General features: G+C 72.0%; 10 protein-coding genes. 1 reads left to right on the forward strand and 9 read right to left on the reverse strand.

Annotation, left to right across the window (positions count from 1 at the left end; translation table 11 throughout):
* Window positions 1–14: 14 nt before the first annotated feature.
* The 3 genes from ACIBEA_RS17605 to ACIBEA_RS17615 form a co-directional block, all read right to left on the reverse strand.
* Window positions 15–1,607: a cation acetate symporter gene (locus ACIBEA_RS17605; protein ID WP_399261775.1), complete on the reverse strand. Its 1,593-nt coding sequence runs from the start codon at window positions 1,605–1,607 to the stop codon at window positions 15–17.
* Window positions 1,604–2,122 (reverse strand): DUF485 domain-containing protein, encoded by a 519-nt coding sequence (locus ACIBEA_RS17610; protein ID WP_399261777.1) that lies wholly within the window; start codon window positions 2,120–2,122, stop codon window positions 1,604–1,606. The genes ACIBEA_RS17605 and ACIBEA_RS17610 overlap by 4 nt, the downstream gene beginning before the upstream one ends.
* Before the next feature lie 174 nt (window positions 2,123–2,296).
* Window positions 2,297–4,417, reverse strand: a complete 2,121-nt coding sequence (locus ACIBEA_RS17615) for a type IIA DNA topoisomerase subunit B (RefSeq protein WP_399261779.1) — start codon at window positions 4,415–4,417, stop codon at window positions 2,297–2,299.
* 443 nt (window positions 4,418–4,860) lie between these two features.
* On the opposite strand from ACIBEA_RS17615, the gene ACIBEA_RS17620 reads away from it, so the two are divergent.
* Window positions 4,861–5,094, forward strand: coding sequence for a hypothetical protein (locus ACIBEA_RS17620; RefSeq protein WP_385778219.1), 234 nt, complete (start codon window positions 4,861–4,863; stop codon window positions 5,092–5,094).
* A gap of 123 nt (window positions 5,095–5,217) precedes the next feature.
* Here ACIBEA_RS17620 and ACIBEA_RS17625 read toward each other — a convergent pair whose 3' ends face one another.
* The 6 genes from ACIBEA_RS17625 to ACIBEA_RS17650 form a co-directional block, all read right to left on the reverse strand.
* A complete protein-coding gene (locus ACIBEA_RS17625) occupies window positions 5,218–6,057 on the reverse strand; it encodes a S1 family serine peptidase (protein WP_399261781.1) in 840 nt (279 codons plus the stop codon).
* 127 nt (window positions 6,058–6,184) lie between these two features.
* The gene (locus tag ACIBEA_RS17630; protein WP_399261783.1) at window positions 6,185–7,783 is read right to left on the reverse strand and encodes an RNA polymerase sigma factor; all 1,599 of its coding nucleotides are present in this window, start codon (window positions 7,781–7,783) and stop codon (window positions 6,185–6,187) included.
* A 391-nt stretch (window positions 7,784–8,174) separates the two neighbouring features.
* Complete coding sequence (locus ACIBEA_RS17635) at window positions 8,175–9,116, reverse strand: FadR/GntR family transcriptional regulator (protein WP_399261785.1); 942 nt, start codon at window positions 9,114–9,116, stop codon at window positions 8,175–8,177.
* Window positions 9,117–9,253: 137 nt separating this feature from the next.
* A complete protein-coding gene (locus ACIBEA_RS17640) occupies window positions 9,254–11,044 on the reverse strand; it encodes an ATP-binding cassette domain-containing protein (protein WP_399261787.1) in 1,791 nt (596 codons plus the stop codon).
* Between the two features lie 107 nt (window positions 11,045–11,151).
* The gene (locus ACIBEA_RS17645) at window positions 11,152–11,901 is read right to left on the reverse strand and encodes an NUDIX domain-containing protein (protein WP_399261789.1); all 750 of its coding nucleotides are present in this window, start codon (window positions 11,899–11,901) and stop codon (window positions 11,152–11,154) included.
* 92 nt (window positions 11,902–11,993) lie between these two features.
* The gene (locus ACIBEA_RS17650) at window positions 11,994–13,961 is read right to left on the reverse strand and encodes a glycogen debranching N-terminal domain-containing protein (RefSeq protein ID WP_399261791.1); all 1,968 of its coding nucleotides are present in this window, start codon (window positions 13,959–13,961) and stop codon (window positions 11,994–11,996) included.
* Window positions 13,962–14,026: the final 65 nt, after the last annotated feature.

Consider the following 14,026-nt stretch of genomic DNA (forward strand, 5'->3'; position numbering starts at 1 on the left):
GCACCCCCTGGCGCTCACACCGCTCCGGCGCCGGTCAGCGAGCGGACCTCGGTCTCGGCGTGCCGGGCCGCGTCGGGGACCTCGGCCGAGGTGACCGTGCCCAGCCAGCCCGCCAGGAAGCCGAGCGGGATCGAGACGATCCCGGGGTTCTGCAGCGGGAAGTACTGGAAGTTCACGTGCGGGAAGAGCGCGTCGGGGCTGCCGGAGACCACCGGCGAGAGCACCACCAGCAGCACGGCCGGGACGAGCCCCCCGTACACCGACCAGACGGCGCCCCTCGTGGTGAAGTCCCGCCAGAACAGCGAGTACAGCAGCACCGGCAGGTTCGCGGAAGCCGCGACCGCGAAGGCCAGCCCCACGAGGAAGGCCACGTTCAGGTCCTGGGCGAGCAGCCCGAGGGCGATCGCCACCGCCCCGATGCCCACCGCCGCCGCCCTGGCCACGGTCACTTCGCTGCGCTGCCGCGCGTGGCGCCGCTTGAGCGAGGCGTACAGGTCGTGCGCGACGGAGGCCGAGGAGGCCAGCGTGATCCCGGCGACCACGGCGAGGATCGTCGCGAACGCGATGGCGGCGACGATCGCGAACAGCACCGCGCCCCCGGTGGAGTCGGCCCCTCCGCCGAGCTGGGCCGCGAGCAGCGGAACGGCCGTGTTCCCCGAGGCGTTGGAGGCCCGCACCTGGTCCGGGCCCAAGAGTGCGGCCGCACCGAACCCCAACACGATCGTCATCAGGTAGAAGCCCCCGATGAGCGCGATCGCCCACACCACCGAGCGGCGGGCCGCCCGCGCGGTCGGCACGGTGTAGAAGCGCGACAGGATGTGCGGCAGCCCGGCCGTGCCGAGGACCAGCGCCAGTCCGAGGCTGATGAAGTCGAAGCGGGCGGTCCAGTCCCCGCCGTACTTGAGTCCGGGGTTCAGGAACTCCTTGCCGTGGCCGCTGCGTGCGGCGGCGCTGGTCAGCAGGTGGTTGAAGTCGCCGTGGAAGCGGAGCAGGACGAGCACCGTGAGCGCGACGGCCCCGCCCATCAGCAGCACCGCCTTGACGATCTGGATCCAGGTGGTGGCGCGCATGCCGCCGAAGGACACGTAGATCACCATCAGCGCGCCCACGCCGATCACGGTCAGGGTCCGGGCGCCGGTGCTCGAACTGCCGAGCAGCAGCCCGATCAGGCTGCCCGCGCCGACCATCTGCGCGACCAGGTAGAGCACCGAGACGGTGACGGAGGAGACGCCTGCGGCGATCCGGACGGGCCGCTCGCTCATCCTGGCCGCGACCACGTCGGCGAGGGTGAACCGGCCGCAGTTGCGCACCAGCTCGGCGACCAGGAACAGGACCACCAGCCAGGCCACGAGGAACCCGACGGAGTAGAGCAGGCCGTCGTAGCCGAAGAGGGCGATCAGGCCGGAAATGCCCAGGAAGGACGCGGCGGACATGTAGTCGCCGGCGATGGCGAAACCGTTCTCCAATGGGGAGAACAGCCGCCCTCCCGCGTAGAACTCCTCCGCGGAGCCGTGCCGGTTGCGGCTGACCCAGGTGGTGATGCCCAGGGTGACCGCGATGAAGAGGCTGCACAGGATGAGGGCCAGCGTCTGGTGTTCGGTACTCACCGGTGCGCCCCCCGGGTGCGCGCCTGGCCCCGCTCCTGTTCGAAGACGGTCCAGCGCAGGTCGAGGGCCGCGCGGTCCCGGCGCAGCCGCGCGTGGCGCGTGTAGGCCCAGGTGAGCACGAAAGTGCTGAGGAACTGGCCGAGCCCGGCGAGCAGGGCGACGTTGACGGCGCCCACGACGGGTCGGGCCATCAGCCCCGGCGCGGCGGTCGCCGCGACGATGTAGGCGAGGTACCAGAGGAAGAAGCCGAGGGTGGCCGGGACGACGAACCTCCGGTAGCGGCTGCGGACCTCCTGGAAGGCCGCGCTGCGCTGCACCTCCAGGTAGATGTCGGCGGCGCGGGGGTCGCGCCGGCCGTCGTCGTCGGATGCGGTGGCCGGGCGCGGGCCGGACGCCTGCGCTCCGCCCTCCCCCGTCTCGCCCTCGCCCTCGCCCCAGCCCGCGGCGAGGGCCTCGTACCAGGGATCGTCGTACCGGATTATCGTTCCGGCATCGCGCCCTTCTTGCTTGTCCACCGGGCTCTCCTTGTCCGCCGCCTCAGTGGCCGCGTACCGCCCAGGATGTGCGGAAGGAAGGGTTCGCCACCGGTGTCCGGGTTCTCTTCACTCCATCAGGTGATGGACGGACGAGGGAGCGAAGAGAAGCGGTGGCGGGAGCCCGGTCGGGCCGCGCGGCGGCCCGACCGCGGATCAGGCGTCGATGCGCGAGCGGTCCAAGGTCGCCGCCGAGCTGGTGATGAACTCCTTGCGGGGCGCCACCTCATTGCCCATGAGCAGGTCGAAGACCTGCTCGGCCGAGTCCAGGTCGCCGATGTTGATCCGGCGCAGCGTGCGGAAGCGGGGGTCCATCGTGGTCTCCGCCAGCTGGTCGGCGTCCATCTCACCGAGACCCTTGTAGCGCTGGATGCCGTCCTTGTAGCGGATGTTCTTGCGCTGGTACTCCAGCAGCGTCTGGCGCAGCTCGTTGTCGGAGTAGGTGTAGACGTACTTGTCCTGGCCCTTCTTGGGCTGGACCAGCTCGATCCGGTGCAGCGGCGGCACGGCCGCGAAGACCCGGCCCGCCTCGACCATCGGACGCATGTAGCGCTGGAAGAGGGTCAGCAGCAGGCAGCGGATGTGGGCGCCGTCCACATCGGCGTCGACGAGCAGGACGATCTTTCCGTAGCGGGCGGCGTCGATGTCGAACGTGCGGCCCGACCCGGCCCCTATGACCTGGATGATCGCGCCGCACTCGGCGTTCTTGAGCATGTCCGAGACCGACGACTTCTGGACGTTCAGGATCTTGCCGCGGATCGGCAGGAGGGCCTGGAACTCGGAGTTGCGCGCCAGCTTCGCGGTACCGAGGGCGGAGTCCCCCTCGACGATGAACAGCTCGCTGCGCTCCACGTCGTCGCTGCGGCAGTCGGCGAGCTTCGCCGGCAGCGAGGAGGACTCCAGCGCGGTCTTGCGGCGCTGCGCCTCCTTGTGCTGGCGGGCCGCGATCCGGGTCCGCGCCGCCGCGACGATCTTCTCCATCACGGAGCGCGCCTGCTGCTTGTCGTCGCGCTTGGTCGAGGTCAGGAACGCCTTGAGCTCCTTGGCGACCACCGCGGCGACGATCCGGGTGGCGGCCGAGGTCCCGAGGACCTCCTTGGTCTGGCCTTCGAACTGGGGTTCGGCGAGCCGGACGGTCACGACGGCCGTCATGCCCTCCATCGCGTCGTCCTTGACCACGTCGTCCTCGGCCACGCGCAGCAGCTTCGCCGAGCGCAGCACCTCGTTCACCGTCTTGGTGACCGAGCGCTCGAAGCCGGACATGTGGGTGCCGCCCTTGGGCGTGGCGATGATGTTGACGAAGGACTTGATGTTCGTCTCGTAGCCGGTGCCCCACCGCAGGGCGATGTCGACGCCCAGCTCGCGGGTGACCTCGGTGGGGGTCATGTGGCCGCGGTCGTCCAGGACCGGCACGGTCTCCTTGAAGGTGCCCGAGCCGGTCAGCCGCAGGACGTCGCAGGCCGCCTTGTCCTGGGCGAGGTAGTCGCAGAACTCGCTGATGCCCCCGTCGAAGCGGAAGGTCTCCTCCGTCTTGCCGGCCCCCTCGAGCGCCCGCTCGTCGCGGACGACGATGGTCAGGCCGGGGACGAGGAAGGCGGTCTGGCGGGCGCGCTGGTACAGCGTGTCCAGCGTGAGCTTGGCGTCCTTGAGGAAGATCTGCCGGTCCGCCCAGTAGCGGATGCGGGTCCCGGTGCGGCCCTTGGTGACGCGCTTGCCCTTGCGCAGGCCGTTGGCCGGGTCGAAGGGGCTGTCGGGACCCTGCTCGGTGAACATCCCCGGCACACCGCGCCGGAAGCTGATCGCGTGCGTGGAGCCGTTGCGGTCGACCTCGACGTCGAGGCGGGCGGAGAGCGCGTTCACCACGGAGGCGCCGACGCCGTGCAGGCCGCCGGAGGCCGCGTACGAGCCGCCGCCGAACTTTCCACCGGCGTGCAGCTTGGTCATCACGACCTCGACGCCGGCCAGCCCCGTCTTGGGCTCGACGTCGACCGGGATGCCACGGCCGTTGTCGCGGACCTCGACGGAGGCGTCCTCATGGAGGATCACCTCGATGTGGTCGCAGTAGCCGCCCAGGGCCTCATCGACGGAATTGTCGATGATCTCCCACAGGCAGTGCATGAGGCCACGGCTGTCCGTGGACCCGATATACATGCCGGGGCGCTTGCGGACGGCCTCGAGGCCCTCGAGGACGAGCAGGTGCCGCGCGGTGTAGTTGGAACCGTCCCGGTCTGCTCCGGACAGCAGCGCGCTGGAAGGCACGGACGTGTCGGCGGTCACGCAGTTCGCTCCTCGCTGAATTTCTTTTCTGGCCCGGTCGGGCGCAGGGGTGGCTCGGGTGCCGGTCAGAGGGTATCGAGGCCTGGTAGAGCCTATGTAACGCCACCCTCGTGATCCTTCAGCCTAGTGCAGGCCCGCACGGATGTTCGATCGCTCGTTGGAGTGAAGCAAACATCACGTTCCCTTCCAGGCATGAACCATTTAGGGTTCGGGCACGTCCTCATCAACAACCGGCCTTCGCCGGAGAGGGCTGAACCTGCAAGAAGCAACGACAGACAACGCGAAACCGTAAAGCAATGCAATACGGCTCCTTCGCCGCCAACCGGCAACAGCCGGCCAGCTTCGGAAGGAAGTTTCGAGGAAAAGCCGCGAGCGGGAACGTTTTCGGCCTGGTTGGATGTTGACCCTGGTACGACAGCTCGTCGAGCTAGAGAAGAGGCGACGTGACTACTGTTCTGACACCCGCGACCCCGCTGACGGCCGCTGATCGATGCGACCGTTGCGGCGCCCAGGCATACCTGCGCGTCGTCCTGCTGAGCGGCGGTGAACTGCTCTTCTGCGCCCACCACGGGCGTAAGTTCGAGCCGGAACTCAAGAAGATCGCCGCGGAAATACAGGATGAGACTGAGCGGCTTACGACCGCTCCGGCCACTGTGGCCGACCCCGAGGACCGCTGACACAGGCCTATACCTCGCATCCCGACGAGCCAGGACCGGCGCATGCCGGTCGACGGGCGGCACCCCTGAGACCCAGGGGGGTCGCCCGTCCTCATGTCCCGGCACGCCCGAAGGCGGCCTTCCTCAGCCCCGCCGCCCCGCCCCGCCGACGAAGTCGATCAGCGGGGCGATCCGCGTGTACACCCCAGGGCTGTCTGCGCGCCCGCAGCCGCGCCCCCAGGACACCAGCCCGATGAGCCTGCCCTGGGCCACCAGAGGCCCCCCGCTGTCCCCCTGACAGGCATCCCTGCCGCCTTCCCGGGCCCCTGCGCAGACCATCGTGGTCGCCTGGTACCGGCCGTCCGCGTCGCCGGGGTAGGCGCGGACGCAGTCCTCGTCCGCCAGCACCTTCACCCGGGCGGCCTGCAGGGCGTACGCGTAGTCACCGAAGCCGCTCGTGTCCCCCCAGCCGTATACGGTCGCGTCCGCACCGGGGGCGTAGCCCGGATGCCCGCCGGCGGCCATCGGAAGGACGTACCCGGCGGGGACTGCCTCGCGCAGCTCCAGTACGGCGATGTCCCCGGCGTTGGTGACCGGGTCGTAGGCCGGGTTCACCCGGGCGCCGCTGACCGCGATCTCACGGCCGTCGCCCGCGTTCAGCTCGGTCCGGCCGGTGATCACCACGAAGTCGGACACCGACTGCACCGGTCCGCCCAGCACGTTCTCGCCCAGGCAGTGCGCCGCGGTGAGCACCTTGGTCGGGCCGACGACCACGCCCCCGCAGAACTGTCCGGCCCTCGTACGCCCGAACCGGTCACGGCTGGCCAGGGCCACCACCCAGGGACTGTCGGCCACCTTCGCGGGCTGCCCGCCGATCACCACGCCGTCGGCGAGGGCTCGGGGCGCCTGGGCCAGCGGGGCCACACCCGCTCCCGCCACGAGGGTCAGCGCACCTGCCATGGCTCGGGCAAAGGGACGACGCATAGGGCCTCCTGACTCTGTGTGGACATGACTGCACCCAGAGTGGAATGACCGGTGGCCGCGCGCACCCGCGCACGGCCACCGGTACGACCCCATACCCACTGGTAGGACCAGGCCGTGCTAGTCCGTACTAGTCGAGGTAGTCGCGCAGAACCTGCGAGCGCGACGGGTGGCGGAGCTTCGACATCGTCTTCGACTCGATCTGGCGGATCCGCTCGCGCGTGACGCCGTACACCTTGCCGATCTCGTCGAGGGTCTTCGGCTGACCGTCGGTGAGGCCGAAGCGCATCGACACCACGCCCGCCTCGCGCTCGCTCAGGGTGTCGAGCACCGAGTGCAGCTGTTCCTGCAGGAGCGTGAAGGAGACCGCGTCGGCCGGGACGACCGCCTCGGAGTCCTCGATGAGGTCACCGAACTCGCTGTCGCCGTCCTCGCCGAGCGGGGTGTGCAGGGAGATCGGCTCGCGGCCGTATTTCTGGACCTCGATGACCTTCTCGGGGGTCATGTCGAGTTCCTTGGCCAGCTCCTCCGGGGTGGGCTCGCGGCCCAGGTCCTGGAGCATCTGGCGCTGCACGCGGGCGAGCTTGTTGATCACTTCGACCATGTGCACCGGGATGCGGATGGTGCGGGCCTGGTCGGCCATGGCGCGGGTGATCGCCTGGCGGATCCACCACGTGGCGTAGGTGGAGAACTTGTAGCCCTTGGTGTAGTCGAACTTCTCCACCGCGCGGATCAGACCCAGGTTGCCCTCCTGGATCAGGTCCAGGAAGAGCATGCCGCGGCCGGTGTAACGCTTGGCCAGCGAGACCACGAGGCGGAGGTTGGCCTCCAGCAGGTGGTTCTTGGCCCGGCGCCCGTCCTCGGCGATGATCTCCAGCTCGCGCTTGAGCTTGGGGGCGAGCTTGTCCGAGTTCGCCAGCTTGTCCTCGCCGAAGAGGCCCGCCTCGATCCGCTTGGCCAGCTCCACCTCCTGCTCGGCGTTGAGGAGGGGCACCTTGCCGATCTGCTTGAGGTAGTCCTTGACCGGGTCCGCGGTGGCTCCCGCGACCGCGACCTGCTGGGCGGGGGCGTCGTCCTCGTCGTCGGAGAGCACGAAGCCCTTGTTCTCGCCGCCCTCCTCCTCTTCGCCTTCCTCGCCCTTGGCCGCCCCGGGAGCGCCCTCGGCGGCCTCGTCCTCGCCCGCGTCGTCGCCGTCCTTCTTGGCCGCCGTCTTCTTGGCCGCGGTCTTCTTCGCGGTGGTCTTCTTGGCCGCCGTCTTCTTGGCCACGGTCTTCTTCGCCGCGGCCTTCTTGGCGGGGGCGGGGGACTCGGCCTCGACCTCGGATCCAGCCTGGGACCCGGTTCCCTCCGCGAGCGCCTGCGGCCCCTCCAGGTCGCCCGCCCCGGCCCCGGGGGCCGTACCGGCGACGGGGGCGACCCCCGCCTGCGCCGCCGTGACCGTCTTCGTGGCCGTCCGCTTGGCGGGGCTCTTCGCAGGAACGCTCTTCCGAGGGCGCTTGGGCGACTCCGCGGCACTGACCATCAGCGTCACACCCTCTTCCTCGAGGATCTGGTTGAGGCTGCGCAGAACATTCTTCCACTGGGTTGGCGGAATCTGGTCAGCCTCGAAGGCTCGACGCACGTCATCGCCGGCGATCTGCCCCTCGGCCTTGCCCCGCTCGATGAGCGCCATCACGGAATCCGACTCGGCGATCTCCGGCGGGAGCGTACGGGATGTGCTGGCCGACACGAACAACCTCTCGGAACAGTGGGAACGGCTTCCGACCCCGGCCTGGTCCTGAACCGGAGCCGACGACCACCGACGGGGGACCGGCCGGCGGCGCAAGGAACAGCCGGGGAGCTGCACAGCACCGGGAACGGCTGCTGTGTTCCTCCCGTCGGCCATCACCTCTTAGGTCATCGCGTGACCTCGCAGAGCGTTACGCCCAATCTTCGTGGCCCGAGTCACATCCCGCGTGTTCCCATGCCGGTCGTTCGGTCACGGGTAACCCGGTTCCGCCGGCCATCCGGTCGCGGACAACCGAGTTCGCGGCCGTCCCGGACACCGGTGTCGCCGGACCCGACCGGGCCCGGCGACCTGCGTACACCCCGCGCTCGCCCCTGTCCGCCCGTCCGGCGCGTCAGTGCTCGCGCGGCGCGGGGACCACGCGCTCGACTTCCGGATGGACCGTCAGGAGCTGGCGCATGGCCGCCTCCGCGCCCGTGGCGTCACCCGCGGCGAGCGCCTCCACCATCCGTGCGTGGTGCGCGACGCAGGTCTCGCTCGGCCGGTCGCAGGCGGTGATCGGGTTGCCGGACACCTGGAGGGCGGAGGAGACGATGCCCGCGAGGTGCTCCAGCATGCGGTTCCCCGCGACCTGGATGAGCAGCGCGTGGAACTCGTTGTCGGCGCGGGCGAAGGTGATCCCGTCACCCTGACCGAGGGCGTGGCCCATGATCTCGACCATGTCCGCGAGCCGCTGCTGGACGTCCGGGCGGCCGTGTCCGGCCGCGAGACGGGCGGCGAGGGGCTCGATGGTCCAGCGCATCTCGTTCAGCTCGCGGCGCTGGTCGTCGCGCTGCGGACCGTAGGCACGCCACTCGATGATGTCGGGGTCGAGCAGGTTCCAGTCGGCGACGGGGCGGACCCGGGTGCCGACGTTGGGGCGGGCGCTGACGAGGCCCTTGGCCTCCAGGACCCGCAGCGATTCGCGAACGACCGTGCGGGAGACCTCGAAACGCTGGCCGATCTCCTCGGGCACCAGCGGGCGATCCGCTCCGAGGTCACCGGAAACGATCATCTGGCCGAGCTGCTGGACGAGTTGGCCGTGCAGCCCGCGGCCGCGGCTGCCCGCCGACCGACGGCCCGCCCGACTCAACTCGAGGTCGGCTCCGTCCCAGTGGGGTACGCCGACACGGTCGGTGCCGGAGGCCTCGGCGAAGGGGTAACGGTCGAGTTCGCCCGGGCCGGCGAGGCCGGTGTCGGCGTGGCGGGCGGCGGTCATCATGGTGTGCGCAAGGGTACTCACGAATCCTTTGTCGGCCGTGTCCCGGCGACCCTTGAGGTCTTTGGTGAAAAGCACACGAAAGGGTGATCGGTGCCACCTACGCAATTGACGACTTATCGTAAAGAACCGGGCCTTTTACGGGGAGTTGCGATCCGGTTCGAGTGAAGCGGACTCAGGTGGTCTCCCGACGTCGCCACCTCGCCCCACACCGGTCACCAACGGACCTTGCCGCGCAGTCCGGTGAACCCATAGGCGCACAACAGGACGAACAGCGACAACACCAGTGCGGTTCCCACGGGTTGGGCCATCACCCGCAGCGCGCCGAGCACCAGCCGGTCGGCCTCCGGCGGCCACTGCGCCCAGGACAGACCGCGCAGCCGACCCGCCAGGCCGGACGCCGGGTAGGCGGACGGCCCGTCGAGCGCCTTGCGCACCAGCGGTACGACGAGCACCGGTACGGAGACCACCGCGCCCAGCCCCGCCAGCGCGGAGCGGAACACGGCGGAGGCGAGCACGCCGGCCCAGGCGCAGCCGACGAGCAGCCCGGCCCACGCCGCAGCCGGGGCGATCCACTGCGCGGGGGGCCGCAGCGGACCCCGGTCGAAGACCAGCGCGAGGGCGGCCCCGTCGACGATGACCGCGAGGGCGCCCAGGAGCAGGGCGAGCACACCGCAGACACCGAGCTTCGCGACGAGCAGGCCCAGCCTGCGGGGCACGGTGCCGCGGTCGGCGGCGAGCGCGGGGTAGCGGTACTCCTCACCAAAGGCCAGGGCGCCGAGCAGTCCGGCGCCGAGGGCGGCCGGGGGCAGCGGCAGCAGCGCGGGCCATGCGGCGAGCAGCCGGTTCTGCGGGGTTGCGCCGAGCCGGGCGAGCAGCAGGGCGGTGACCACGGAGGTGACCGCCACGAGGGCCGCCGCCAGGAGCGGGGTGGCGGTGCCGAAGACCCGGCGCAGCTCGTAGCGCAGCGGCCGCAGGGGCCCGCCCACGCGCCGAACGGGTGAGGGGGGTCGCGTGGCACCGGAGCGGCGCCGCTGGGCCGCGGGGGCGCCCGCCGGTCCGTCCGTCGACCCCGCGGAGGTGTCCGGGAAGGTATCCGGGGAGGCGGCGGTGCGCGCGCGCGGCACCGGGGGTCCGCTGTCGCCGGTCTCGTCGGCCAGCTGATGGACGAGCACGCCGTGCCGGAACGCGGCCTCACCGACCTCGGCGCAGTTGCTCCCGTAGACCGAGAGGCGGCTGCCGCTCTCCTCGACGATCTCCACCGTCCGCCGGGCCGCCCGGGCCTCCCGGCCCAACACGTCGGCCAGGCGGGCCGCGTGCGGGGTCCGGACGGCCACCCTGGGGCGCAGCCGGGTCCGGGCGAAGTCTGCGGCCTCCTGGTCGGCGACCAGGCGTCCCGCTTCGATGCTGACCACCCGGTCGGCGCTGCGGGCGGCCTCCTTGGCGTCGTCCGTGGTGAACAGCACGGCCCCGCCGAGGGCGGCGTGCCCGCGCAGGAGCCCGTGCAGCCAGTTCCGCTCGCGCGGCGAGAGTCCCGCGGCGGGCTGGTCGAGGAGCAGGGTGCACGGATCGGCCAGCAGGGCGGCGGCGAGTCCGACCCGGCGGTCCATCCCGAGCGAGAGCGAGCCGAGTCGCTGGTCGCGCAGACCCGAGATGCCGACGACGTCGAGCATGATGTCCGCCCGCGAGGGCGAGACCCCGGCGGCGGCGCAGAGCATCCGCAGCTGCCCGCGAACCGTGCGCGCGGGATGCCCGGGCACGTCGCCGAGCAGGACGCCGACCTCGCGCCCCGGATGTGCGATCCGGTGCAGGGGGCGACCGCGGAAGTAGGTGACGCCGCGGCCGGGTTCGAGTTCGAGCATGAGTCGTAGCGCGGTGGTCTTGCCGGAACCGGTCGCGCCCAGCAGGGCGGTCACCTGCCCGGGGCGGGCCTCGAAGGTGAGGTCGTCGACCATGGGCGGAAGGTCTCGACGGGGTGCACTGGTGAGTCCGATGGCCTGGAGCATCGCTTCCCTCGCAGGGTGAGACCACTGTGGGGCAGTGTGAATACCACAAGCAAGATAACGCGATATGTCCGATTTGCCTCGAAGCCGGGCCGGGCGGTACCGGGCCGTCAGACTTCCGGGCGCAGCATCGGCGGGTTGAGCAGAGTGGCCCCGCCCGCCCTGAACAACTGTGCGGGGCGGCCACCCTGACGGGTCGTCGTCCCGCCGGCGGGGACCAGGAACCCGGGGGTGCCGGTGACCTTGCGGTGGAAGTTGCGCGGGTCCAGGGCCACGCCCCAGACCGCCTCGTACACCCGGCGCAGCTCGCCGACGGTGAACTCGGGCGGGCAGAACGCCGTGGCCAGCGAGGAGTACTCGATCTTCGACCGGGCCCGCTCCACGCCGTCGGCCAGGATCCGCGTGTGGTCGAAGGCGAGCCCCGCGGACACCTCCTCGGCGGCGGCGAGCAGCTCGTCCACGGGCGCCCAGCGCGCGCTGTTGGCATCGCCTCCGGCCCGGGGCGCGGGCAGGTCGGGTGCCAGCACCAGATGCGCCACGCTGACCACCCGCATGCGCGGGTCCCGCCGGGGGTCGCCGTAGGTGGCGAGCTGTTCCAGATGCGCGCCGTGGACCCCGTCGCCCTTCGCGGCCGACTCCTGGGCGCACAGTCCGGTCTCCTCGGAGAGTTCCCTGGCGGCCGCGGTCGCCAGGTCCTCGTCCCCGCGGACGAAACCGCCGGGCAGCGCCCATCGGCCCTGGAACGGCTGCTCACCCCGTCGGACGACCAGCGCGCAGAGCGCGTGGCGGCGCACGGTGAGCACGACCAGGTCGACGGTGACGGCGAAGGGCGGGAAGGCCGACGGGTCGTAGGGCGACATGCCGCGATCATAGTCGTCTTCCTGACGATAAACATCGCTTTCGTGATCCCGGAACCCACTTCTGCGTGACGGGCCGCCCCGATGGAGGCGGCTCAGACGCCGAGCTGGAGCGCATCGGAGGCCTCCTCCACCATTCCCAGGCCCAGCCGACTGACCCGGACCGCGAACGGTTCCCCCGCGACCCGGAGCCCGGAGAGCCGCAGCTCCCCCAGCGGAGCTCCCGGCATCGGAGCCAGCGCCACGGTGCCCGCCGGTGCGTCGGGGCGGATGCCGGCCAGGGCGGCCAGTACGTGGATCGCGGCGGCCGCCGCCACCGCGGCCGGGCGGCAGGCGGCCGGGTGCGGCAGCGGGGCGCTGCCCGCCGTGCGCTGCTCGGCGGCGTACATCTCGGGCAGCCGGTACCCGAAGCGCTCGGCGGCGTCGAGCAGACCCCGCAGCAGCCCTGCCGCCTCCTTCTCGAACCCGGCGCCCGCCAGACCGGCCACCGCGACGGCGCTCTCGTGCGCCCGCACGGCGCCCGAGTGGTGACCGAACGGGTTGTGTCCCGGCTCCCGCACCGCCATGCTGCGCAGCCCCCAGCCGGAGTCCATGGGGGGCGCCCCCAGCAGCCGGGCCACCTGCTCGCTCCGGATCCGGTCCAGCAGGCCGGGGGCCAGCCGTCCCCCGCCGAGGAGGCCCGTGTCCAGCAGGTGCGCGGCGGCTCCGGTCAGCCGGGGCAGCGGGCGCCCGTCGGGATGCAGGGCGGCCGCGGGCCGCCCACCGTCCGGACCATCGAGCCAGAAGGCGTCCGCGAACCGGACCCGCAGGGCGGCGGCCCACTCGCGCCACTCCTCGGCGCCGGGCCGACCGCACCCCTCCAGCAGATCCGCGCCGAGCAGGGCGGCCCGATGGGCGTGGGCCTGCATCTCGCAGCGCCGCGGCCCCGGGTCGGGGTCCGCGAGGAACCCGTCCCCGGACAACGCCCCGCGCAGCCAGCCCAGACACCGCTCCGCGGTCGGCAGCAGCCGCTCCACCTCGGGCTCCGACAGCCCCCATCGCCGCGCCTCGGCCAGCACGACGGGAAAGGCCAAGGTGGCCTCCGTGCCGGTGCAGCCGGGCGGCAGTTGCGGGCCCGCGCCCCGCAGCGGTCCGGGGATCTTCCCGACTCCGGGTCCCGTCCCGGTCTCCTGCGTCCGGGCCAGGACGCGCAGGGTCGCGGCGGCGAGCCCCGTGCCGAGGGGCAGCGCCATCCGGGCCGCCCAGAGCGACTCGGCCGGAGCGAGCCCGCACCGCCAGGGAACACCGGCCGCCGCGTAGGCGTCCGAGGGGTCCTCGGGATCCCTGAGCAGCAGTGCGCCCAGGTCGTCGAGGCCGGTGCGCAACCAGGGGTCGACGCGGGGGTCGTCGCACTCGGCGCGGGCCGGGGCGAGGGGGTTGGCGACCTGTCCGGCCGGAGCTCTCGCGCCGCGGTCCTGGGACGTGCGCAGTTCGATGGTGCGCGACTCTCCGGGGGCCAGCTCCAGCTGCCAGCGCAGCATGCCGGTCGCGGCGAGCGCGTCGTCGGGGGCGGGCTCCGCCGTGGTGACCGCCTGGGCCGGGCCGGTGCTCCAGCGCAGGCCCCCGGCGTGCACCGCGGCGGGCAGCTCGGGCCCGCCCCGCCCGGCGGCGATCGCGGCCAACTCGGCCAGGTCCGTGGCGAGCGAGATCTCCACGGGCAACCGCACCCGGCGCGCGGTGTAGCTGCGCAGGGTGATCCGCTCGGTGCCGTCGGCGTGTCGGATCCGCTCCACCCCGATGTCCGGGTCCGGTCCGGGCTCCGCCCCGATGCGGACGGTCGCGGTGAAGGAGGCCCGGTCCGCCCCGAGGCTGCGGCCCTGCAGGGCGACCGGCTCGCGGCCGCCGATGCGCAGCACGCAGCGGGACAGCAGCCTGCGGCCGGAACGGTAGATCCCGTCGATCCCGTGTCCGGTCAACTGTCCGTGCTCGGGCGAGATGACGAGACAGGGCGCGGCGACGCAGATGAGGGCGCCGTGCACAGGCGGCAACTCGGGCCGTCGGGCGGGGGGAACGGGGTGGGCCATGCGTCGCCTTGTCTGCGTTCCGGTCGTTTTCCCAGGGCGGCGGCGCGACCAGGGCCCCGCCACCC

This window comes from Streptomyces sp. NPDC051555 (genome assembly GCF_044454405.1).
Classification (GTDB): Bacteria; Actinomycetota; Actinomycetes; order Streptomycetales; family Streptomycetaceae; genus Streptomyces.